19 protein-coding genes are annotated in these 21,330 nt (G+C 72.4%); 8 read left to right on the top strand and 11 right to left on the bottom strand.

The window, feature by feature from the left end:
* Nucleotides 1–12: 12 nt before the first annotated feature.
* A complete protein-coding gene (locus HNR20_RS23675; RefSeq protein WP_184183737.1) occupies nucleotides 13–888 on the top strand; it encodes a collagen-like domain-containing protein in 876 nt (291 codons plus the stop codon).
* A 68-nt stretch (nucleotides 889–956) separates the two neighbouring features.
* On the opposite strand, the gene HNR20_RS23670 is transcribed toward HNR20_RS23675, so the two are convergent.
* A complete protein-coding gene (locus tag HNR20_RS23670) occupies nucleotides 957–3,617 on the bottom strand; it encodes an AAA family ATPase (RefSeq protein WP_184183734.1) in 2,661 nt (886 codons plus the stop codon).
* A gap of 94 nt (nucleotides 3,618–3,711) precedes the next feature.
* On the bottom strand, nucleotides 3,712–4,809 hold the full coding sequence (locus HNR20_RS23665) for an NYN domain-containing protein (protein WP_184183731.1): 1,098 nt from the start codon (nucleotides 4,807–4,809) through the stop codon (nucleotides 3,712–3,714).
* Between the two features lie 220 nt (nucleotides 4,810–5,029).
* Here HNR20_RS23665 and HNR20_RS23660 point away from each other — a divergent pair, with 220 nt between their 5' ends.
* Nucleotides 5,030–7,066 (top strand): glycosyl hydrolase family 28-related protein, encoded by a 2,037-nt coding sequence (locus HNR20_RS23660; RefSeq protein ID WP_229687360.1) that lies wholly within the window; start codon nucleotides 5,030–5,032, stop codon nucleotides 7,064–7,066.
* A gap of 80 nt (nucleotides 7,067–7,146) precedes the next feature.
* Here HNR20_RS23660 and HNR20_RS23655 read toward each other — a convergent pair whose 3' ends face one another.
* The 4 genes from HNR20_RS23655 to HNR20_RS23640 are packed head-to-tail and all read right to left on the bottom strand — an operon-like array spanning nucleotide 7,147 to nucleotide 11,142.
* Complete coding sequence (locus HNR20_RS23655) at nucleotides 7,147–7,782, bottom strand: CG0192-related protein (protein WP_184183728.1); 636 nt, start codon at nucleotides 7,780–7,782, stop codon at nucleotides 7,147–7,149.
* 14 nt (nucleotides 7,783–7,796) lie between these two features.
* Nucleotides 7,797–8,894, bottom strand: coding sequence for a cellulose binding domain-containing protein (locus tag HNR20_RS23650; protein WP_184183725.1), 1,098 nt, complete (start codon nucleotides 8,892–8,894; stop codon nucleotides 7,797–7,799).
* 54 nt (nucleotides 8,895–8,948) lie between these two features.
* Nucleotides 8,949–9,998, bottom strand: coding sequence for a nitronate monooxygenase (locus tag HNR20_RS23645; RefSeq protein ID WP_184183721.1), 1,050 nt, complete (start codon nucleotides 9,996–9,998; stop codon nucleotides 8,949–8,951).
* Nucleotides 9,999–10,029: 31 nt separating this feature from the next.
* Nucleotides 10,030–11,142: an SMP-30/gluconolactonase/LRE family protein gene (locus tag HNR20_RS23640; RefSeq protein ID WP_229687361.1), complete on the bottom strand. Its 1,113-nt coding sequence runs from the start codon at nucleotides 11,140–11,142 to the stop codon at nucleotides 10,030–10,032.
* A gap of 153 nt (nucleotides 11,143–11,295) precedes the next feature.
* Here HNR20_RS23640 and HNR20_RS23635 point away from each other — a divergent pair, with 153 nt between their 5' ends.
* A complete protein-coding gene (locus HNR20_RS23635) occupies nucleotides 11,296–12,255 on the top strand; it encodes a hypothetical protein (RefSeq protein WP_184183718.1) in 960 nt (319 codons plus the stop codon).
* Nucleotides 12,256–12,341: 86 nt separating this feature from the next.
* Here HNR20_RS23635 and HNR20_RS23630 read toward each other — a convergent pair whose 3' ends face one another.
* Entirely contained in the window at nucleotides 12,342–13,451 is a 1,110-nt protein-coding gene (locus tag HNR20_RS23630; RefSeq protein WP_184183715.1) for an RICIN domain-containing protein, read from the bottom strand.
* Nucleotides 13,452–13,730: 279 nt separating this feature from the next.
* On the opposite strand from HNR20_RS23630, the gene HNR20_RS23625 reads away from it, so the two are divergent.
* The gene (locus HNR20_RS23625; protein WP_184183713.1) at nucleotides 13,731–14,003 is read left to right on the top strand and encodes an Rv3202a family protein; all 273 of its coding nucleotides are present in this window, start codon (nucleotides 13,731–13,733) and stop codon (nucleotides 14,001–14,003) included.
* Between the two features lie 71 nt (nucleotides 14,004–14,074).
* Here HNR20_RS23625 and HNR20_RS23620 read toward each other — a convergent pair whose 3' ends face one another.
* Nucleotides 14,075–15,343: an Nramp family divalent metal transporter gene (locus HNR20_RS23620; RefSeq protein WP_184183710.1), complete on the bottom strand. Its 1,269-nt coding sequence runs from the start codon at nucleotides 15,341–15,343 to the stop codon at nucleotides 14,075–14,077.
* A 208-nt stretch (nucleotides 15,344–15,551) separates the two neighbouring features.
* Between HNR20_RS23620 and HNR20_RS23615 the strand changes: the two genes are divergently transcribed.
* The 3 genes from HNR20_RS23615 (at nucleotide 15,552) to HNR20_RS23605 (ending at nucleotide 17,913) form a co-directional block, all read left to right on the top strand.
* Nucleotides 15,552–15,959 (top strand): GntR family transcriptional regulator, encoded by a 408-nt coding sequence (locus HNR20_RS23615; RefSeq protein ID WP_184183707.1) that lies wholly within the window; start codon nucleotides 15,552–15,554, stop codon nucleotides 15,957–15,959.
* An 86-nt stretch (nucleotides 15,960–16,045) separates the two neighbouring features.
* A complete protein-coding gene (locus HNR20_RS23610) occupies nucleotides 16,046–16,936 on the top strand; it encodes an ABC transporter ATP-binding protein (protein ID WP_184183704.1) in 891 nt (296 codons plus the stop codon).
* Nucleotides 16,933–17,913: an ABC-2 membrane transporter-related protein gene (locus HNR20_RS23605; RefSeq protein WP_184183701.1), complete on the top strand. Its 981-nt coding sequence runs from the start codon at nucleotides 16,933–16,935 to the stop codon at nucleotides 17,911–17,913. The genes HNR20_RS23610 and HNR20_RS23605 overlap by 4 nt, the downstream gene beginning before the upstream one ends.
* A 48-nt stretch (nucleotides 17,914–17,961) precedes the next feature.
* Here HNR20_RS23605 and HNR20_RS23600 read toward each other — a convergent pair whose 3' ends face one another.
* Genes HNR20_RS23600 through HNR20_RS23590 form a run of 3 tightly spaced genes read right to left on the bottom strand, consistent with a single transcriptional unit; the run spans nucleotide 17,962 to nucleotide 20,894 of the window.
* Complete coding sequence (locus HNR20_RS23600) at nucleotides 17,962–19,050, bottom strand: DNA glycosylase AlkZ-like family protein (RefSeq protein ID WP_184183698.1); 1,089 nt, start codon at nucleotides 19,048–19,050, stop codon at nucleotides 17,962–17,964.
* A 45-nt stretch (nucleotides 19,051–19,095) separates the two neighbouring features.
* Nucleotides 19,096–19,911, bottom strand: a complete 816-nt coding sequence (locus HNR20_RS23595; protein ID WP_184188862.1) for an ABC transporter permease — start codon at nucleotides 19,909–19,911, stop codon at nucleotides 19,096–19,098.
* Nucleotides 19,912–19,922: 11 nt separating this feature from the next.
* A complete protein-coding gene (locus HNR20_RS23590) occupies nucleotides 19,923–20,894 on the bottom strand; it encodes an ATP-binding cassette domain-containing protein (protein WP_184183695.1) in 972 nt (323 codons plus the stop codon).
* 89 nt (nucleotides 20,895–20,983) lie between these two features.
* Between HNR20_RS23590 and HNR20_RS23585 the strand changes: the two genes are divergently transcribed.
* Complete coding sequence (locus HNR20_RS23585) at nucleotides 20,984–21,328, top strand: avidin-fold protein (protein ID WP_184183692.1); 345 nt, start codon at nucleotides 20,984–20,986, stop codon at nucleotides 21,326–21,328.
* Nucleotides 21,329–21,330 lie beyond the last annotated feature (2 nt).

The following is a 21,330-nucleotide window of genomic DNA, read 5'->3' as shown; positions in this document are numbered from 1 at the left end:
GGCGGTCCGCCGGTGGGCGGGTCGGTCGGGTTGGGCGGGTCGGTCGGTTCCGGCGAACCGCTGCCGCTGGGCGACGCGGAGCCGGACGGCGACGCGCTACCCGACGGCGAAGAACTGCCCGACGGAGACGCGCTACCCGACGGCGAAGAGCTGCCCGACGGAGACGCACTACCCGACGGCGAAGAACTACCCGACGGAGACGCACTACCCGACGGCGAAGAACTGCCCGACGGAGACGCGCTACCGGACGGGGAGGCGCTGCCGGACGGAGACGCGCTGCCCGACGGCGAAGAACTACCCGACGGAGACGTACTACCGGACGGGGAGGCGCTACCGGACGGGGACGCGCTGCCGGAGGGGCAGGGCGTGCCGGTGGGCGACGCCGTCGAGCTGGGCGACCCGGTCGCGGTGGGCGACGTTGTCGAGGTGGGTGCGGTCGCGGTGGCGGCGGGAGCACGTACCGCGACCGGCTCGGCTGTCACGGGCGGCCGGGTCGCCCGGGTCGGCGACGTCGAGGCGGACGGCGACGCGGTCGGCTCTGGGCAGTCGGCAGCGGCGGCGGCCTTCTGGGTTCGGACGTGCGCGAGCCGCGCCTCGACCTCCGCCGGCAGTTTCGCGCCCGGCTCGACGCACGGGTCGAGTAACCAGATCGTGCCCTCCAGCTCACGTGTGCACGGCGGTGCGTCGTACGACGCCCGCTCCGGACTGGCGGCGACGGGGGTGGCCGGGGCGCCGCCGGCGGCCGGGGCGACCACCGCGGTGACCACGGCCACCACCACCGCCACCCCGGCGGCGAAGAGGGCATTGTGGACGTGGAACGACCTTGTGGGTCGGGGTCCTGGCGGTCCACTCGGATTCACATGGCTCATGCCGTCCTCCAGGGACTGAGGTGCGCCGGTAGTTGTTACCGCACGGTAGGCAGGCGCGCGGTAACCCGGTAGATCAGTCGCCCTTACCTACTGTGGAGGATGAAACGCACCCGGTGACCTGTCCGATGCCCCCGGCCGATCGTGGCCGAGCACCAGGGCCAGCTCCCGGCGGTTGCGAACGCCGAGCTTCGTGAAGACGCGGGCCAGGTTGTTGTTGACGGTGTTGACCGACAGCCCCAGCCGATCGGCGATGCTGCGGCTCGGCAGGGTCACCGCGAGCAGGGCCACGTCCCGTTCCCGCCGGGTCAGCGTCGCCTGCTCGGCGCCGGGGGCGGTCGCGGTGAGCAGCGGCGTCCGGACCGCCCGGCAGTCCCGGGCCAGGGTCGCGGCCCGCTGCGCGACCGCCACGCGGGGCCGGCCGCGCCGCGCGTACGCCCGGGCGGCGGCGCCGAGCGCCTCGGCGGCGAGCAGGGTGTGCCCACGGACGATGAGCGCGCCCGCGGCCGTCTCCAGTGCCGGTCCGTCATCGCGGACCAGACCGTCGGCCGCGCTGGCGAGCGTCGACGCCAGGCCACCGAGCCGGTCCGCGAGAGCGGTCAGTCGGTCCAGTACCGACTCCGGCGCGCCCAGCCGCGCGCACTCGTAGAGCGCCACCGCCTCGATGGTCGGCTGCTCACTGCCCCGCGCCAGGTCGGCGGCGTGCCGGGCGGTACGGATCGCGGCGGTGAGATCGCCCTCGGCCGCGTCCACCCAGGCTCGATTCAGCTCCACCCACGGATGGAAGATCCGATTGGCGGTCCGCTCCCGTGCGTCGGCTGCGGCCAGCCAGCGGCGAGCGCCGGGCAGGTCACCGGCGAGAGCGCGGACGCCCGCCAGCTCGGCCCAGTACGTCCGCACCAGGTGGTACTGGTCGTTCTCCTCGACCAGTGCGATGGCCTCCCGCAGATCGGCCTCGGCGGCGTCGAGCCGACCCTGCGCCTTGGCGATGATTCCCCGGAATCCCGCCCACACGGCGACCATCCCTCGCGCGTCGCTGCCGACCGCCGCGCGATAGCCCTGATCGGCCAGCTCGGCGGCCCCGGCCAGCTCGCCGGCCGCGTACCGGGCGTAGCAGAGCCCCAACCCGACCTGGGCTTCGTTCCACGGCAGACGCTCGGGTTCGGCGGCGAGCACCGCACGGCCCCGCTCCGCCAGCTCGGCGGCGAGCCCGAGCCGACCGAGCATCCCGGCTGCCGAGGCCGCGCCCATGGTCGCCCAACTGGCCGCCCGTACGCCGGTGTCGGGCCGGGCCAGCACGGCCTGCCCGACGGCCAGTGCCGCCTCGCACCGGCCGTCGTAGAACAGCACCCACGACCGGGTGGCCTCGGCCAGGTCGTGGCCCGGCGAATCCGCCGGCACCATTCGCAGCGTCTCGTGCGCCTCGTCGATCCGGTCCAGGCCCCAGTAGAGCAGCCCGGCGCGGGTGATCGCCCAGATGGCGAGACGTTTGCTGCCTGGTGGTGGGGCCGGCGGAAGCATGTCGAATGCCTCCTGGCTGCGCGCCTGGTACTGCAACACCCGGGCCAGCAGCCACTGCGCTTCCCAGCCCTGTCCCGCGTCGTACGCCGTGCGGGCCAACCGTTCGGCCAGGTCGATGTCGAACCGGTCGATCGCCTGGCGGGCAGCGGCCAGCGCGATGCCCGGATGCCGGACGCTACCCGAGCGCAGTTGCCACACCCCGGCGACCAGCGCGTCGTCACGCCGGCGCAGCGGCATCCTCGCCAGCACGTCAGCGAGCTGCCCGAACACGGTGCGGGACCGACTGGCCGGCATGCTGGCGCGCAGCGCCTCCCCGTAGAGCGGGTGGGCCATCCGCAGCGCCGTACGGGCACCGGAGCGTTCCGCGACGACCATCCCGCTGCGTTCGGCGGCCTCGATGGCGACCGGGTCGGTGAACCGTTCGAGCAGGGCCAGGGAGAGCGGTTCGCCGCAGGCCACCACCTCCAGCACCTGGCGGGCGGCCGGCTCCAGGGCTCGCAGCCGGGCACTGACCAGCTCGGCCAGCCGAGGACTGCCCGACCCGGTTCCGCGCCAGCGCCAGACCCCCCGCGACTCGCGTAACCCACCGGTGTCCATCGCGTCGGCCAGCAACTCCCGCAGCAGCAGCGGATTGCCGTCGGCGAGGTGCCGTAGCCGGCGGCGGCTGATCGCGTCGAGCGGACCGGGCGCGGCCTCCTCGAGCAGGTGATCCACTGCGGTGGCCGGCAGCGGGCGTACGTCCAGTCGCCGGCCGGAACCCGCCCACAGCGAGGTGAGGGCATCGGAGAGCGGCTCGCCTGCCCGGACCGTCGCCACCGCGGTCGCCAGGCCGTGCACGGCGAGTTGGTGCAGCAGCCCTGCCGAGGGCTCGTCCAGCAGGTGCGCGTCGTCGATGCCGATCATCACCGGCCGGCCGCCGCCACGCCGGGCGAAGTCGCGCTCCACGCTGACGACCAGCCCCACCGGGTCCGCACGAGGTCGGGTCTGCGCGGGGATCAGGTGGGAGACCGCGCCGAACGGGATGGACCGGGCCGCTCCCGTCGCGGAGACCCAGTGACACTCCACCTCGTCCTGGGCAGCCCGGGCGAGCGCCTCCCGAAGCAGCCGAGTCTTGCCCACCCCGGCGTCACCGACCAGGACCAACCCGGGCAGCTGTGCCGACACGACGGCCTCGATGGTCTTCAGCTCGTCGTCGCGGCCGACGAGCGTCCATTCGCCACGTCCCGACATGCCGACCCTCACCTCGCCCTCGGGGTCGCCCCACCGCCCACCCTATGGGCAGTTCCGGCACTCCCGCTCGACAGCGGTCGATGGCCGAGCTGGCCTACCCCTGGATGGTCAGCAGGTAGTCGTCGGCTTCGGGGCTCCAGCGGAGGTCGACTACGCCACCCGTGGCGGCGGCCTTGCAGAACTGGAGAAAGCTGCGGTAGCCGAGCTTCTTCTCGCTGAAGTCGGGTCGGGCCCGGCGCAACTGGTTCTTCAGACCGGACAGCGCCACCGGGTTGCCGCTGCTGCCGAGGTCCGCCACCACACCACGGAGCAGACCGAACGCCACCTCCCGGTCGCCGTGCTCGGGCAGCGAGACCTCGGGATCACCCTTCGCGGGGCCTTCGGCCAACTCGATCACGTTGTGCTCGGCGAGGTGCCGCAGCAGTTCGCCGAAGGTGCGGAAACCGTAGTCGGACTCGCTGAACGTCGGGTCCTTGCGCAGCAGGGTGCGCTTGAGCCGGGAGGCGGTGACCTCGCCGTTGGCGCTGCCCTGCAGTCCGGCCACCGTCTGGGCAACCAGCACGGCGAGCGCGTCCACGTCCCGTTCGGGCTCCTCGCCGACGGGTCGCCGGTCCACCTCCGGCTCCGGTTCCCGCTCGATCTCCGGCTCGGGCGGGCGAACGTCCGGGCCGGCCTGCCGGGTCGGGCGTCCGCGCCGGCTGCGGGTCGGCGGGATGTCCACACCCTCCAGCCGGTCGTAGTAGAGGAACTCGTCGCAGGCCGGCGGGAGCAGCGCGGACGTCGACCCCTCGACCCCGACCCCGATGACCCGCTTGTTCAGCTCGCGCAGCTTGTGCACCAGCGGGGTGAAGTCGCTGTCGCCACTGCAGATCACGAACGTGGAGATGTAGTCGCGCTCGAACGCCAACTCGATCGCGTCGACGGCCATCTTGATGTCCGCGGCGTTCTTGCGGGAGGCCCCCATCCGCTGCGGGATCTCGATCAGCTCGACGTGGGACCGGGTGAGCATCCGGCGGTCCTCGTCGAAGTAGGACCAGTCGGCGTACGCCCGTCGGACGACCACCCGACCTCGTTCGGCCAGCGCGTCGGCGATGGGCCGGAAGTCGAAGGCCGCGCCGCCACGGTGGTCGCGAGCGCCCAACGCGAGGTTTTCGTAGTCGAGGAAAAGGGCGATCCGGTCTTCTTGATCCACGCGGACCAGCCTACGCCGGGCGTGAGCTGGCGGTGGGCACGCGACGCGCAATACCCGAAGTCGACAATCGTCCATTTCTTGCGGACTGATTGTCGCTTCTTTTCGCTGTTCGATTGCGGTCTTGCAACGCAGTGTTCGGTGCTGGCATCATGACGATCAATGTCGGGCGTCGGGGGCGCCGGGCGGACCTCCCACCACCACCCACTGAGGAGGGTCACCGATGTTTCGTGCCATCATGCCGGCGCGGGGACGCCCCGGCCGGCCGGCGGCCACCGGGGCCGCGCTCGCGACCGGCCTCACCGTGCTGCTCCTCGGCCCCACCGTGGCCGTCGCCGGCCCACCCGCGTCCTCCGGCGCGGCGCCGGTCGTCACCCGGGCCGCCCTCGATCCGGCGTTGGTCGCCGGACGCGGCGCGGACGTCGACTTCGTCGAGCAGGAAGCGGAGAACGCCCGCACCACCGGCGAGATCATCGGGCCCGACCGGTCCGCCTACACGCTGCCCGCCGAGGCCTCCGGCCGCCGGGCCGTCCGGCTCACCCCCGGCGAGTACGTCGAGTTCGTCCTGCCCAGCGCGGCCAACGGGATCACCGTGCGGTACAGCATCCCGGACGCGCCACAGGGCGGTGGGATCACCGCGCCGCTACGGGTGACGGTCAACGGCAAGAACGCACGCACCATGACGCTGACGTCGCAGTACTCGTGGCTCTACAACCAGTACCCGTTCTCCAACGACCCCCAGGCCGGGCTGCTGCACCCGGACTGGTGGATCACCGAGTGCCAGTGCGTGCCGTCGGCCACCACCCCGTACCCGAGCATCAGCACGCCGTTCAGGCCCACCCACTTCTACGACGAACAGCGGCTCCTGCTCGGCCGCACCTACCGGGCCGGTGACAAGATCCGCCTCACCGCGCCGCCCGGCAGCGCCGCAGCCTGGACGGTCATCGACCTGCTCGACTCCGAGTTGGTCGCGCCGCCGCGCATTCGGCTGCTCGCGGCGAACGTGCTCGCCTTCGGCGCCGACCCCACCGGCCGGCGGGACTCCGCCGACGCCCTGGACCGGGCCATCGCCTTCGCCCGGCGCACCCACCTGAAGGTGTACGTCCCGCCGGGCACCTACCAGGTCAACCGGCACGTCATCGTCGACGACGTGACCATCGAGGGCGCCGGCAACTGGTACACCATCTTCAAGGGCCGCGAGGTCGCCCTGCCGACGCCCGCACCGGACGGCTCGGTGCACACCGGCGTCGGGTTCTACGGCCGGGACGCCGCCGACGGCGGCAGCCGCAACGTTCACCTCTCCGACTTCGCCATCGAGGGAGACGTGCGGGAGCGCATCGACACCGACCAGGTCAACGCCATCGGCGGCGCGATGAGCGACTCGACCATCGACGGGCTTCACGTGCGGCACACCAAGGCCGGCCTGTGGTTCGACGGACCGATGAGGAACGTCCGCGTCACCAACAACATCATCGTCGACCAGATCGCCGACGCGCTCAACTTCCACACCGGTGTGACCGACTCCGTCGTCGCGCACAACTTCGTCCGCAACACCGGCGACGACGGCCTGGCGATGTGGTCGGAGAAGACGGCCAACGCGCGGAACACGTTCGACCACAACACCGTGCAGTCACCGACCCTGGCCAACGGCATCGCCATCTACGGCGGCACGGACACCACCGTCTCGCACAACCTCATCGCCGATCCCGTCCGCGAGGGCAGCGGCATCCACGCCGGTGCCCGTTTCGGCGCGGAGCCGTTCACCGGGCACCTACGGATCACCAACAACACCACCGCCCGTGCGGGCACCTACGAGTTGAACTGGAACATCGGGCTGGGCGCGATCTGGATCTTCGCCCTGGACCGGAGCATCGACGCGGCCATCGAGGTGACCGGCGACGCGTACCTCGACAACACCTACAACGCGATCATGCTGGTCAGCGACTGGCCGGTGAAGGACCTCTACTCGATCTCCAACGTGCGGTTCCGAAACATCCGGGTCGACGGCACCGGCACCTCGGTGGTCAGCGCCCGCTCGGCGGGGTCCGCCTCGTTCGCCAACGTGGACGCCCGCAACGTGGGCGCGGTCGGGGTCAACAACTGCGGCTCGTTCCACTTCACCCCGGCGGGTTCGGAGTTCACCCTGACCGACCTCGGCGGTAACGACGGCGGGTGGCTCGCTCCGTGGCTGCTGCCCAACACCATCACCTGCGACGACCGGCCACCCGTGTCGCCGCCCCCGCCTCCGGCGCAGTGGTGAACGCGGTGGGCGGCCCGAGGAGTCGGGCCGCCCACCGCACCCGCACAGCAGGTCAGAGCGTCTTGCACCTGCGCAGCAGGTCAGAGCGTCTTCACGTACGCCAACGGCACGGTCGTCGGCTGCCCGGCCCAACTGCCGCTCAGGGTGGCGCCGGCGCCCCCGTCGGCCCCGGCGCCGGGTCGACGGATGACGACCAGCTCGAGGGAGTCGGTGTCGATGACAGTGACGTCCCCGTCGACCACCCGCCGGACAGCGCCGGCCGGGGGCACGTCGGCGTCACCGGCGCCGCTGACGACGACCGTCATGGCCGGCTCGCGCACCTCGCGCCGGCCGTCGACCTCGAAGTACTGCTCCGCCTGGCCGCCACCGGCGAGGACCGCGTGGGCGAGCGCGGCGGCGTACACCGGGTCGGCGCAGCCGTCGTACACCCAGCGTGGGCCGAGCACCGAGTGCTCGACCGTGCCGACCAGCCAGCCGGCGGCACCGTCCAGAGGCGCGGCACGGTAGGTGAGCGGGACCTGATGGACCGGCCCGTCCGCGGTGCCGACAAGTATCGTCTCGATGCCGACCTCGCCGGCCGGGTCGTCGAAGCGGTAAGCGCCCCGGCTCACCACCTCGACGCCGGTCGGCCCCGAGAACCAGGGCCGGCCGGGCAGCCAGGCCGCCAGCAATTCGAGTTTCGTAGGGCGCAGGGTCGCCCGGTGCAGCAGTGCCATCACGGCAGCCTAGGTCAGAGGCCCGCGCAGGGATTACCGCCCACCGTGCAGGCCTCCGGCACCCTTGCCTTCGGCCGGTTGTCGCGTACGTCGAAGCGGAACGTCTGCGACCCTCCGGCCGGTACGGCCGCCCCGGTGAAGGTGATCGCCAGCCCGTTCTGACGCCAGTTCGCACCGTCGACGTCGTCCACGGTGCTGCCTTCGGCGAGCGTGACCACCACGGCCCAGTCCCCCACCGGTGTGCCGGCCGGGTTGGCGACCACCACCTCGCCGGTGTAGCCGAACAACCGGCTGGAGTCGGTGTCGTAGCGGGCGGTCAACGACGGCGGGGGCGGCGGTGGCGCCGACGTGGGGGTACGCGACGGCTGTACCGCCACGCTCCGGCTCGGGCGGGCGGTCGCCGACGCGGTCGTCCGCGAGGGGCGCACCGAGGGCGTCGCCCGTTGCGTGGCGGTGGGCGCGGCGGGCGTCCCGGACGGCGATGGCGACTGCGACGGCGTCGAGGACGGCGCGGCGCTCCGGTTCGAGTCGACCGGGAGCGCCACCCACGCCGCCACTCCCCCGACGACCACCACCCCGCCCAGCATCGCTGCCAGTTGGTGGCGGCGCCGACGGGCGCGGGCGGGACCCTTGCCGCGCGCACCCACCAGCGGCAGTTCGGCGGTCATCCCACCGTCGCCGCGTCGCAGGTCGACCTGCTGGAAGGCGAGCCAGTCGAGGATGGCCGGCAGTCGCACGGTCAGCGACTGCCGGAGCTGCTGCTCGCGTGGTTCGTGCTGCTCGGCGGACCACGCGCCGTGGGTCGTGACCTCCCGTACGTCCAACCGGGAGCCCTGTTTGGTGGCCGTGACCGCGCAGGTGAGCTCGCTGAGCCGGCCAGCCTCGTCGCAGGCCAGCACGAGGAGTTCCGGCACCTGCCGCTCGGTCACCTCGACCTCGACGTCGGCCTCGAAGCCGGGCAGCCCGGCCGTGTGCAGCAGCAGTCGGTCCGGTACGCCCTGGACCGTCTCGGCCTCGGCGAACCACCGACCGAGCAACGTTCGATCGGTCAGTGCGAGCCAGACCCGGTCTGGCGGGTGGGACAGGTCGACCTGCGCGCCGATCTCGATCACGGCGAGACTCTACGGGTTACCGCGGCCGGCCGTTCCTCCCGCCCGAGCGGCCGGTCAGCCCCAGCGGGTCGACCGCTCGACCACCGCGGCCAGCGCGGCCCGGGCGCCGGCACTCACCGTGGCGACCACCTCGGCCGCCGGCAGGTCCCGGGCGAGGGGGTGGGCCTGCCCGGCCCAGAGGTTCGCGACCGATGTGTCCTCGTCGCGGCGGGCGGCCGCGAGCAGCGGACGCGTCAGGTGGAGCACCTGGGGGTAGCCGGCCGGCGCCGCCGCGTCGTGCTGGCGCAGAAAGTCGTTGGCCACACCGCGGGCCTGCTTGCCGGTGTAGGACCGGGTCAAGGCGGTCGGCCTGGCACTCGCCACCGCCGCCCGGTGCATCGGCGAACTGCCCGCCTCCGGGCAGCGCAGGAAGGCCGTGCCGAGCTGCGCGGCGGCGGCACCGGCAGCCAGCACGGCGGCCACTGCGGGGCCGTCGACGAGGCCGCCGGCGGCCACCAGCGGGCGGTCGCAGCGGGCGGCAGCCAGTCGGAGCAACGGCAGCAGCGCGTAGTCGTCATCGTCCGGGAGGCCGCCGCGATGCCCGCCGGCCTCGGTGCCCTGCACCACCACCGCGTCCACGCCCAGGTCGGCGGCGACCGTCGCGGCCTCCGGGCCGGTGACCGTGGCCCACACCTCGGTGCCCCGCTCGCGCAGGGCGGCCACCGCTGCCCGATCGGGCAGCCCGAACACGAAGGACACGACCGGGACCGGATCCGCGAGCAGCGCGGCCAACTTCTCCGGGTACGCGTCGTCGCCGCCCACCGGCTCGCCCAGGCTCACCCCACGCGCAGCGGCCTGCGGCGCGAGCCGCTCGGCGTACCCCTGGATGGCAGCCTCGTCGACCGAGCCGGGGTCGGGCAGGAAGACGTTGACACCGAACGGCCTGTCGGTGCGCGCGCGGACCTCGGCGACGTCGGCGGCGAGTCGCTCGGTGTCGATCATCCCGGCGGCCAGGAAGCCCAGCCCACCGGCCGCGGAGACGGCTGCCGCGAGCGCCGGCGTGGACGGGCCGCCAGCCATCGGGGCGGCGATGATCGGGTGACGCAGCGTGGACAGCACGGACATCCACTCATCCTGCCGCATCGCTGGTGTTCGCTCACCGGCGCGCGGTGTGCCTCCACCACAGCACGCCGCCCACGCCGAGCAGTGCCAACAGTGTTCCGGCGCCGGCCGCCAACGGCCAGGTCCGGCCGCCCGCGCCGCCATCCTCCTCAGCGGCGGGGCGGACTGAGGTGGAGGCCACCGGGCCAGCGGACCCCGTCGGGCCTGCGGCGGCGGCCGGCGCGTCCGTGACCGGGTAGCGCAGAACCGTCGGACGGGTGCCCGCCGGCTGGTCGGCGGTTTCGGAGACGGTGAGCAACGAACGGCCGTCACGGCTGTAGGTGATCGACTCACCCTGGGGTTCGTCCGGCAGCGGGGTGATCCGCGGGGTGCCGGAGGTCAAGGCGGTGACCACATCGCCCGCGGGAACGTCGTACTCGAAGGCGTCGGCGTAGCTGCGCAGCACCACCCGACGCCCGTCCGGTGCGCTCGCCGCGCCGGTGATCACACCCCGCCCGAGGAACGAGAACGGGTTGCTGGTGCTGGTCCTCGGAAGGGTCACCTGGCCGACCGAGGCCATCGGCGTCGTGGCGCCGGGCCGCAGCGCGGTGGTCGGCGCGTACAGGAAGACGGTGCCGCTGCCGCCCTTGGTGATGACCAGCGGCCGGCCGTCCGCGTCCAGCAGCAACGCCTCCGCGTCGTGCGGGCCGTCCGGGTACGTCATCCGGTGCAGCACCGGCTTACCCGCGCCCGGCGTGAGCCGCCAGAGGGCGATCGTCGGTCGGGAGCGGTCGTTGTCGCCGATGTCGGCGACCCAGACGGTGCCGTCCCGGCCGACGGCCAGGTCCTCGGTGTCGCGGGGCCGGGACGGGTAGGCGACCGACCGGACCACTGCGCAACGCTGGTCGAGGAAGAAGATCCGGCGGCGAGCCTCGTCGTCGGCACCGTCGTTGATCATCACGTACCCGTCGTCGGTGGCGACCATCCCGGAGATCTCGCGGAGCCGGTCGTCGCGCACCTGGCACACGGGCGTCCCGGCCGCTGCCGTGCCCGCCGCCGCGCTCGGTGTCGCCAGCGCGGCCGGTGGTAGCACCCCGGCGAGCACGGCAACCAGCGCGGCCCGCGCACGGGAACGCCGCGCCCAGGTCAACCGCCCGCGTACCCGCATCGCCCACCCTCCTCGTCGTGACCGTGCCCCGGCCACCCGCCCATCCTGACCGATCGCGGCCACCGGCGGCGCTCATCGCGGGGGACGCGCCCGCGCCTCGTGTCGATGTACTGTCGCTCGGCCTGATTCTGAATCCGAAGGGTGCCCATGTCCGTGATCGACACGTCAGTGGCCGGCCTTTTCGGACGGCTGCTGCGCGCTGGGCTCGGCCGTCCGACCAGGGGCTTCGCCCTCGCCTGGGTGCCGCTCGCCGCGGTAATCTGTGGCCTCTTCACCGGCGCGTTGGCCAGCCGGGCCGCCTGGGAGACCTCCCGACCGCAACCCGACCGGGCCGAGGCCGCCGCGATCCTGACCGAGGTGTTTCCCGGACACGACCTCGGCGACATCGACACCCCGCCCGCGCTCTTCGTCGTCTACGGGCACGCGCTGCGTCTGGGCACCGTCAAGACCCTGGTGTTCGGTGACGGTGGCGAATATCAGGAGAGCGCCACCGGCGCCGCCGCCTTCGGCGCGCCACCGGTGCCCGCCGAGCAGATCGTCGCGGTGGCCCGGGAACGGCTGACCGGTGCCGGCTGGCGGGTGTACGACCCGGAGGTGACCGAGGGCATCACCTGCGAGGACAAGGTCTGCGCCACGCCGCGGGCGATCACCGACACCGCTCTGGTCGCCCGGCGGGGCGACACCATCCTGAACGCCTCGGTCTCCACACAGACCGCCGCCGAAGCCAGCTACCTCTCGGTCGAGATGCATCGCGCGCCACCGCCGGCGGTGGTCCCCGCCGGGGTGCTCGGCACCGTGCTGGGCGCGGTGGCGGGTTGGTTGGTCTTCGGCTGGATCAGCCGACGCGTCGAGGGACGCCGGCGTCGCGGCCCGGTGCACGTCCTGGTCGGTGTGACCGTGGTGCTGTGGTGGCTGCCGGTGCTGCTGGCCGCGCCGCAGTTGCTGGGGCACCACCTCGGCGAACCGCACCCGGCCTGGCACCCGTTCTGGGAGTGGCTGGGTCAGCCGGCGGCCTCCCTGCTCTTCCTGGTCGGCGCGGGCTGCGTGCTACTGGCACTGGCGCTGGCCGCCGGGGCCGGCCGGGACACCACGGCCGAGGCTCCGGCCGACTGACCGCCGTTGGGCGCGGCCGTCGGCGGGTCACGGGCCGCCCAGGGCCGGTCCCCGCCGGGGTACGGCGTGGACCGGCCGGGCGTCCGCTACCGGGTGGCCCAGCGCTGGCCGACGCTGCCGTTGCACGTCCAGAGCTGCACGGTCGTGCCGTTGGCCGTGCCAGCGGAGGTCACGCTCACGCACTTGCCGGCGGAGGTGAGCACGATCGTCCCGTCCGAGCGGAAGGTGAAGCGCTGCGCGGCGGTGCCGTTGCACGTCCAGATCTGCACCCTGGTGCCGTCGGCGGTGGCCCCGCCGTTCACGTCGAGGCACCGGTCGCCGTAGACCCGCAGTTCCCCGGCGGCGGTACGGGTCCAGCGCTGGTTGGTGCCACCGTGGCAGTCCCAGATGATGGTGGGGGCGCCGGCGGTGGTGCTGGCGCCGGAGACGTCCAGGCAACGCCCGGAGTTCGGGTTACGCAGGCCGACCGGCGTTCCCACCGGCGGCCCGCTCGGTGCCACCAGGCTGCCGGGCACCGACAGCAACGCGTCGTACCAGCGGGCGGCCATCTTGTCGTACCCGCCAGCGTTGGGGTGCACCCCGTCGGCGAGGTCCGCGGTCCCGAGCGCGGCGTGCATGTCGACCAGGTGTACCCGGCTGCCCTTCTGGGCCACGATGCCGGGGATCGTCGCGTTGTACGCCCGCACCCGGGCCTCCAGGTTCGGGTCGGATTCCGGGGTGATGGTGGCGACGAAGAGCTCGACCTCCGGCGCGGTCGATCTGATCTTGTCGATCAGGGCGGAGAGCCGGGCCGGCGCGTTGGGCAGGTCGTAGTTCTGGTTCATGTCGTTGGTGCCGATGTGCAGCAGCACCGTACGCGGGGTGGTGGCCCGCAACCAGCCGACGACGTTGGCGTCGAGTTGGTCGATGCGCCAGCCCGAGTGCCCCTCGTGGTCGTGGTCGCCGAGGCTGGGCGGACCGTTGAACCCCGAGCCGACGAAGTCGACGGTGTAGCCGCCGCTCGCCAGCCGCTGCCACAGGTTGATCCGGTACCCGCCGGGCACGTTGAACCCGTCGGTGATCGAGTCACCGAGTGGCATCACCCGTACCCCGCCGTTCGACTCGGCCTGAGCGGGCGCGACCTGAGCCAGCGCCAGCACGGCGCCGAGGACCAGGCCGAAGCCTCCGGCGGCGGCCCGTCGTGCGTTCCATCGCATGGTTGGTTCCTCTCCTCGGAGGTCGTCCGGGGATCTCGGTGACTCGCCGTCCGCCGAAAACGACGACCACCTCCGGACTCATCCATTGATGGTTGACGATTGATAGGGTGGTCCGGACCCGGGACGGCACGGACGGGAGCCGAACGCCGCGCTGGCTGCGCCGAACGGTCCCCGGGACCGCCGTGACCACACCCCTGGGCCCGAAGATGCGTGAGCGTGACGGTGAGGGGTAGGCAGCGGCCCGGCGGTATGTCGACACCCGCCGGGTAGGAGGCTCCGATGAGCACGTACCGGGACGAGCAGGGCGATACGTTTCCTCCTCCGGAGGCCGATGCCCTGGAGCAACGGCAGAACGCCGTCGACTACGGGCCGCCGGACCGAGTGTCGGGTGACGTCGACCCCGAAGCGTCCGAGGCGGACCTGGCCGAACAGGGCGCACTGCCGGGGGGCACGCTCGACGAGGCGACGTCGCTCCCGGCCGACGCCAACCCGGCGGACGCCCTGGAACAGCGCCAGGAGATCCCCACCCGCGACGAGGGTCGCCGCACCTGACAGCTGATCGACCGCTGACGCCGGACCGCACGCCGCACGCCACCTGCCGGACGCGCACCTGACCTGCCGGCTCAGCCGGTGGCGATCTGCCACAGCAGGAACGCGTTGAGCGCGACCACCAGCACGGCCACCAGGGACGCGGCGGCGGTGGTGAGCGGATGGTTGACCAGGTTGCCCATCAGGTCGCGACGGCGGGTGAAGGCGACCACCGGAATCAGCGCGAACGGGATGCCGAAGCTGAGGATGACCTGGGACAGCACCAGGGAGCGAGTCGGGTCGAGGCCGATGGCGAGCACGGCCAACGCGGGCAGCAGAGTGACCAGCCGGCGCAGCAGCAGCGGAACCCGCCGCCGCAGGAAGCCCTGCATGATCACCTCGCCGGCGTAAGTACCGACGCTCGTCGAGGCGAGTCCGGAGACCAGCAGAGCGACGGCGAATCCGAACGCCGCCGCGGTGCCGATGGTCTGGCCGAGCCCGGCGTGCACCCCTTCCAGGCTGTCCGCGCCGCCCGGGCCGCCGCCCCGGAAGCTGGCCGCGGCGATCAGCAGCATGGCGAGGTTGACCGCGCCGGCCGCGCTCAGGGCGAGCAGAACGTCGGTGCGCTGGCCGCGGAACAGGACCCGACGCTCAGTGTCGTCGGCGGCGGGGATGCGGTCCCGGGTCAGCGCCGAGTGCACGTAGATGACGTGCGGCATGACGGTGGCGCCCAGGATGCCGGCGGCCAGCAGCACACTGTCCGTGCCCTGGAGCCGAGGAACCAGACCGGCCATCGCCGAGCCGGGATCGGAGCCGGAGGCGAGCAGGTTCGCGGCGAAGGCCAGGACGATCACACCGAGCAGCACGGCGATGGTGATCTCGAAGGCACGGTACCCGCGCGAGCGCAGGGCGAGCACGGCGAACGCGGCCGTACCGATGATGATCCCGCCGGGCAGCAGCGGGATGCCGAAGAGCAGGTACAGGGCAACCGCGCCCCCGATCACCTCGGCCAGGTCGGTGGCCATGGCGACCAACTCGGCCTGCACCCACATCAGCCGGTTCACCGGCCGGGGCAGGCGCTCCCGGCACAGCTCGGGCAGGCTGCGCCCGGTGGCCAGACCCAGCTTCGCGGTGAGCGTCTGGACCAGCATCGCCATCAGGTTGGCCACCACCACGACCCAGACCAGCAGGTAGCCGTAGCGGGCTCCGGCGGCGGAGTTGGTGGCGAAGTTGCCGGGGTCGACGTAGGCGACGGCGGCGACGAACGCCGGGCCGAGCAGGATCAGCCGCCCGCGTACCCGACCTCGGGCGCGAGCAGCCTGCAACGGCGTCGTCGTCGACACCGACAGTTCGTTGGTGACCATCGAACACCTCCCCGGTCCGCACGGATCGCGTGCCGCTCCCTTCCCGCCGGGCTGGCCCGTCGGTGCCAACCTCTGGCCTGCCGGTGTCATCACGGCCGACGCGCCGGGTCCACGGCGGCGCGCCGCGTCGCGCTTGACAGCAGCCGGGGGACCGATGAAGCTGTCTATTAGTCCTACTGTCGTAGGACAACAGGAAGGATCGTCACGAGTGATCGAGTTCGTGCTGGACAGCCGGTCGAAGGTGAACACCTACATGCAGCTCGTGCAGCAGGTGAAACAGGCGCTGCGGGTCGGCCTGCTGACGCCGGGCGACCAACTGCCGAAGGTCCGGGATGTCGCGCAGTCACTGGCGATCAACCCGAACACGGTGCTGAAGGCGTACCGGGAGCTGGAGATCGAGGGTCTGGTCGGCGGCCGACCCGGGGTGGGCACCTTCGTCCGGCGCACCCTGGCCGGCGCGTCGCTGCCCAACCAGGCCGAGCTGCGCGACGACCTGGTCGCCTGGCTGCAACGGGCGCAGGCCGCGGGCCTCACGGCCGAGGACGTCATCGCCCTGGTGGAGACCACGCTGCGGGCCACCCTGGCCGACGACGCCCCGCAGAGGGAGCCCGCCTGAACGAGCGCAGCGAGCACACCACCACGCACAGGAGCGAGGGCTGCGCCGCCTGAAGCGGCGGCGCCGCCGGAACGAGAGGACAGAGGATGGACATGGTCTTGGAGGCAGACCGGCTGGGCAAGCGGTACGGCAGCGCCTGGGCGTTGCGGGACTGCTCGCTGCACCTGCCGGCCGGCCGGATCGCCGCGCTGGTCGGGCCGAACGGCGCGGGCAAGAGCACGCTGCTACACCTGGCCGTCGGCCTGCTCAAGCCCAACGCGGGCGCGGTCCGGGTGTTCGGCAGATCGCCGTACGGTGACACGGAGTGCCTGGCCGACATCGGGTTCGTCGCCCAGGACACCCCGCTCTACCGGGACTTCACCGCAGCCGAGTTGGTCATCGCCGGCGGCAAGCTCAACCGGCGGTGGGACGCGGCGCTGGCCCGTACCCGCCTGGCCCAGCTCGGGATACCGCCGGACCGTCCGGTCGGCAAACTCTCCGGCGGGCAACGGGCCCAGGTGGCGCTGGCGCTCGCGCTGGCCAAGCGACCCCGGCTGCTGCTGCTCGACGAACCGGTCGCCAGCCTCGACCCCCTCGCCCGGCGGGAGTTCCTCCAGTCGCTGATGGGCAGCGTGGCCGACGGCGACACCACCGTCCTGCTCTCCTCGCACCTGCTGGCCGACCTGGAACGGGTCTGCGATTACCTGATCGTGCTCAACGCCTCCAAGGTGCAGCTCACCGGTGCCGTCGACGACCTGGTCGCCGAGCACCGCCAACTGGTCGGCCCACGGCACGACGGCGGCACTATCGGGGGCGTCGCCGCAGTGATCCGGGCCAGCCACACCGATCGGCAGTCCACCCTGCTGGTCCGCACCGACGGCCCGGTCTCCGATCCCGGTTGGACGGTGCGCGACGTCAGCCTGGAGGACGTCGTCCTGGCCTACCTGGCCGATGGCAACACGCAGACCAGTCACACCGAGTGGGGGGTGCCGGCATGATCTGGCTGACCTGGCGACAGCACCGCAAGCAGGCGTTCTACACCCTGCTGGGGTTCGCGGCGCTGGCCGCTCTGATGGTGCCCATCGGTTTGTCGATGCGGAACACCTTCGCCGACCTGGGGCTGGCGGATTGCATCCGTCCGGTCAACCTCAGCGAGGCTGCCGTGCGGACCTGCGACGCGGGTTTCCGCCGGTTCAGCGATCAGTACGACAGTCTGAACCTGGTCGCCGTCCTGCTGATCACGCTGCCGGTGCTGGTCGGCCTGTTCTGGGGCGCCCCACTGGTCGCCCGCGAGGTGGAACACGGCACGCACCGGTTCGCCTGGACCCAGGGCGTCGGTCGGACCCGTTGGGCCCTGGTGAAGTTCGGGCTGGTCGGTGCGGCCGCAGTGCTCCTCGCGGCCTGCTACGGGCTGGGCATGTCATGGTGGGTCGAGCCGCTCACCCAGGCCGCGCACGAGGGCCGGCTCGGCATGATCGTCTTCGATCTGCAGGGTGTCGTACCGATCGGGTACACCATCTTCGCCGTGGCGCTCGGCGTCTTCGCCGGCACCGTCTGGAAGCGGATGCTGCCCGCCATGGGCATCACCCTGGCCGGGTTCATCGGCGCGCGGGCGGCGGTGGAGATCCTGGCCCGGCCGCACTACCAGGCCGCCCGCACCCAGACCTTCCCGATCGAGGGGGACGGGATACCGGAGATGAGCCGGGGTGACTGGATCCTCTCCACGGGCATCCGGAACGCCGACGGAACGATGGTCGCGGAGAACACCCGAATCCAGTGCCCACCGGGTGGCAAGGGCCCGGACGGCCGGGTCTGCGGCGCCGAGCTGGGTCTCGACCCGGGCGCGTACAACTGGCAGCTGTACCAGCCAGCGGACCGGTTCTGGCTCTTCCAGGGGATCGAGACGGGCATCTTCGTCGCCCTGGCCCTGCTCCTGCTCTACTTCGCCGTCCGCCGGGTGCGTCGGATCGCGTAGGTCGGCGACGGGTGCTCGTCGGGGCGCGGGGGCCTCGGCGAGCACCCGTCAGCGCAGGCCCTCGGCGGTCAGCATGAGCCAGGACGCGAGGTCGTGCAGCTCCTCATGCACGGCCCGGGTCAGCTCCGGAGTGAAGGGCACGTCCTCGTGGACGGCGTGCACGGTGAGCGTGCCGCGCCGGCGGTCGGCGGTGGCGTCGACCTTTCCGACCAACCGGTCGCCGTGCAGGATCGGCAACGCGAAGTAGCCCCACCGTCGACTCGCCTTTGGTTTGTACATCTCCAGCACGTACTCGTACTCGAAGAGGTCGGCCAGGCGGACCCGGTCGTGCACCAGCCGGTCGAACGGGGACAACACCGCGGTGCGCCCGGCGAAGGGCTGCCCGAGCGCGGCCGGATCCACCCGCCAGACTCCGGGGACGCCCTCGACGACCGCCGGCTCACCGGCGTCACCGACCTCCGCCGGCTCGCCGGGGACGACCACCGTCTTCGCCCGGGCGATGCCGAGCGCCCGCAGTCGTCGCTCGTTGCGGGCCCGGTGTGCCTGCTCCAGCGCAACGACGGGCATGCCGACCGGGTAGACCCGTTCGGCGACGTCCCACCACCGCTGTCGGCCCTGACGGCCGGCGATCGCGACTTCGCCGCGTAGGACCAGGAACTCCAGCATCTGGGTGACGTTGCGGTTGTTGGTCCAGCCGGACGAGGGCCACGGCACCGCGCACGTGTCGGGGATGTCGCGGGACAGCAGTGGCCCGGAGCGGCCGAGCAGGTCGAGCACGTCACGCCGGAACGCGTCGTTGACGCGCAGCCACTTCCGCTCCCGCTCGTGGGTGGGCCAGGCCGCCATCGCCGCGAGATAGAGCCCCAGATCGTCCATCGGTCGCACCATCGCCTGGTGCTCGAAGAGCGTCCGATCCTGCTCGAGTGCCTGCCGCAACTGCGACGGCTGGTACGACGAGCCGAGTCGGCTCCAGCAGACCAGGTCCGCGCTGGGAGCGACGGCGGCCGTCGGGTCGATCTGCACCAGCGTCAGCTGACGCACCACCGTGAGCAGGTCGGCCGGTCGGGGGTCGGCCAGCAACTGGGCCCGGACGGCGATCCGCCGTGCCTGCGTGCGATCGAGTTGGTGGGGAACCACGCCGCCGAGCCTAACGGCACGCCACGGCCTTGACGCGCGGCAGCCTCAGCCGGACAGTCGCCGGTAGCGGGCGACCGAGAGTGGCAGGAAGACGACGATCAAAGCGATCGGCCAGGCCACCGCCAGCCACGGGTAGTGCTGCGCGGCCCAAGAGTCACCACCTGAGCCCGGGTTGCCGAACAGCTCGCGGGTGGCGCCGACGGTCGCCGACAGCGGGTTCCACGCGGACACCGCACCGAGCCAGGCGGGCATGGTGGACGGGGCGACGAACGCGTTGGAGAGGAAGCCCAGCGGAAACTCCAGGGTCTGCACGGCGACCACGGCGGTCTGCCCACGAGTGACCAGCCCGAGGAAGATGCCGACCCAGATCAGGGCGAACCGCAGCAGCAGGATCAGCCCCACCGCGGCCAGCGTCGCGCCAGCCCCGCCGTGCGCCCGCCAGCCGATCGCCAGGCCGGTCAGCAACAGGACCGCCAGCGTGACCAGGGCGAACAGCAGATCGGCCACTGCCCTGGCCACCAGCGGAGCAAGGGGCGAGACGGGCATCGACCGGAGCCGGTCGGTCACCCCGCGCTCCAGGTCCTCGGCGACGGCGATCGTGGTGAGGCTCATGCCGAACACCATCGTCATCACGTACATGCCGGGCATCAGGAACTCCCGGTAGCTACCGCCGCCGGGCACCTGCAACGCGCCGCCGAACAGGTAGGCGAACATCAGCACGATCAGGATGTTGAAGCCGAGCGAGGCGATCAGCGGACCGGGGTCGCGCCGCCACCGGGCCAGGCCACGCCAGATCAGCGTGCCGCTGTCGGCCAGCAGGGCGGGCGGGCCGGGCGTCAGATCCACCGCCGGGGCCGGCATGTTCGAGGCGCTCACGCCGCCACCTCCGCGGCGGTCCGCGTCCGGTCTCCGGTGAGATGCAGGAACACCTCGTCCAGGGTGGGGCGACGCAGTGCGACGTCCGCCACCGGGACCTGCACGGCGTCGAGCGCCCGCAGCACCTCGACGAGCGCACCGGCCGGGTGACCAACCCGGACGCTCAGCATCCGCCGGTCCGGGTCGGCCGTCGGCTCGACGTCGAGCACCCGGCGTACCTGCGCGACGGCGGTGGCGAGGTCGGCCGGGTCCGCGACGACCACCTCGATCCGGTCGCCGCCGAGCTGGGTCTTGAGGTCGTCCGGAGTCCCCTCGGCGATCACCCGGCCGCCGTCGACCACCGAGATCCGGTCGGCGAGTTGGTCAGCCTCATCCAGGTGCTGGGTGGTGAGCAGCACGGTGGTGCCGGTGTGCACCAACGCCCGGACCGACTCCCACACCTCGTTGCGACCACGCGGGTCCAGCCCGGTGGTGGGCTCGTCGAGAAAGAGGACCGAGGGGGCCAGGATCATGCCGGCCGCCAGGTCGAGCCGTCGGCGCATGCCCCCGGAGTACGTGCTGACCGGCTGCTCGGCCGCGTCGGCGAGCCCGAAGCCTTCCAGCAGCTCGACCGCCCGCCGCCGGGCCCGGCGGCGACCCAGGTGGAACAGTCGGCCGAAGAGCACCAGATTCTGTCGGCCGCTCAGCGCCTCGTCCAGCGCGGGCTGCTGACCCACCAGCCCGATGCGGTAGCGCACCTGGTCGGCCTGGCGGGTCACGTCGAACCCGGCGACCTCGGCACGACCCTCGTCCAGCCGGAGCAGCGTGGACAGGATCCGCACCGAGGTGGTCTTGCCGGCCCCGTTCGGGCCGAGCAGGCCGCACACCGTCCCCTGTCGTACCCGCAGGTCGAAGCCGTCCAGCGCGTACCGGTCCCGATAGCGCTTACGCAGCCCTTCGGCCACTATCGCGTCACTGCTCGCCGTCACGGCGCTCCCCTCCCGCAGCCATCAACCAGCGCCACCGTACAACATACGGTAAGGGATACGAGAAGACTTGATGGACTAGTTTCGGCGACATGACGAGCTCGTTGGACGGGCGGCGGTTCGCTGCCGTAGCGGATGTGGTGGCCGGCGAGGTGGGCACGGAGACCGTCTTCGCGTACCACGAGCGGGCGGGCGAGGTGTGGGCCGAGTACACCGGCGGGTCCATCCGACGCGGTCACCTCGTCGGCACCCGCGAGGGCGACCGACTGGACTTTCGATACGTCCAGCTCAACATCGACGGCCAGACGTCGTCGGGACACTGCGTCTCTGCGGTGTCGGTGCTCCCCGACGGCCGGCTCCGGCTGCACGAGACCTGGTCGTGGGAGTCCCGGTCGGGCAGCGGCAGCAGCGTGCTGGAGGAGCTCCCGGCTCCCTGACG

It is taken from the genome of Micromonospora parathelypteridis, from assembly GCF_014201145.1.
In the GTDB taxonomy this organism is placed as follows: Bacteria; Actinomycetota; Actinomycetes; order Mycobacteriales; family Micromonosporaceae; genus Micromonospora; species Micromonospora parathelypteridis.
This window is presented reverse-complemented; position numbering and strand designations above follow the sequence as displayed.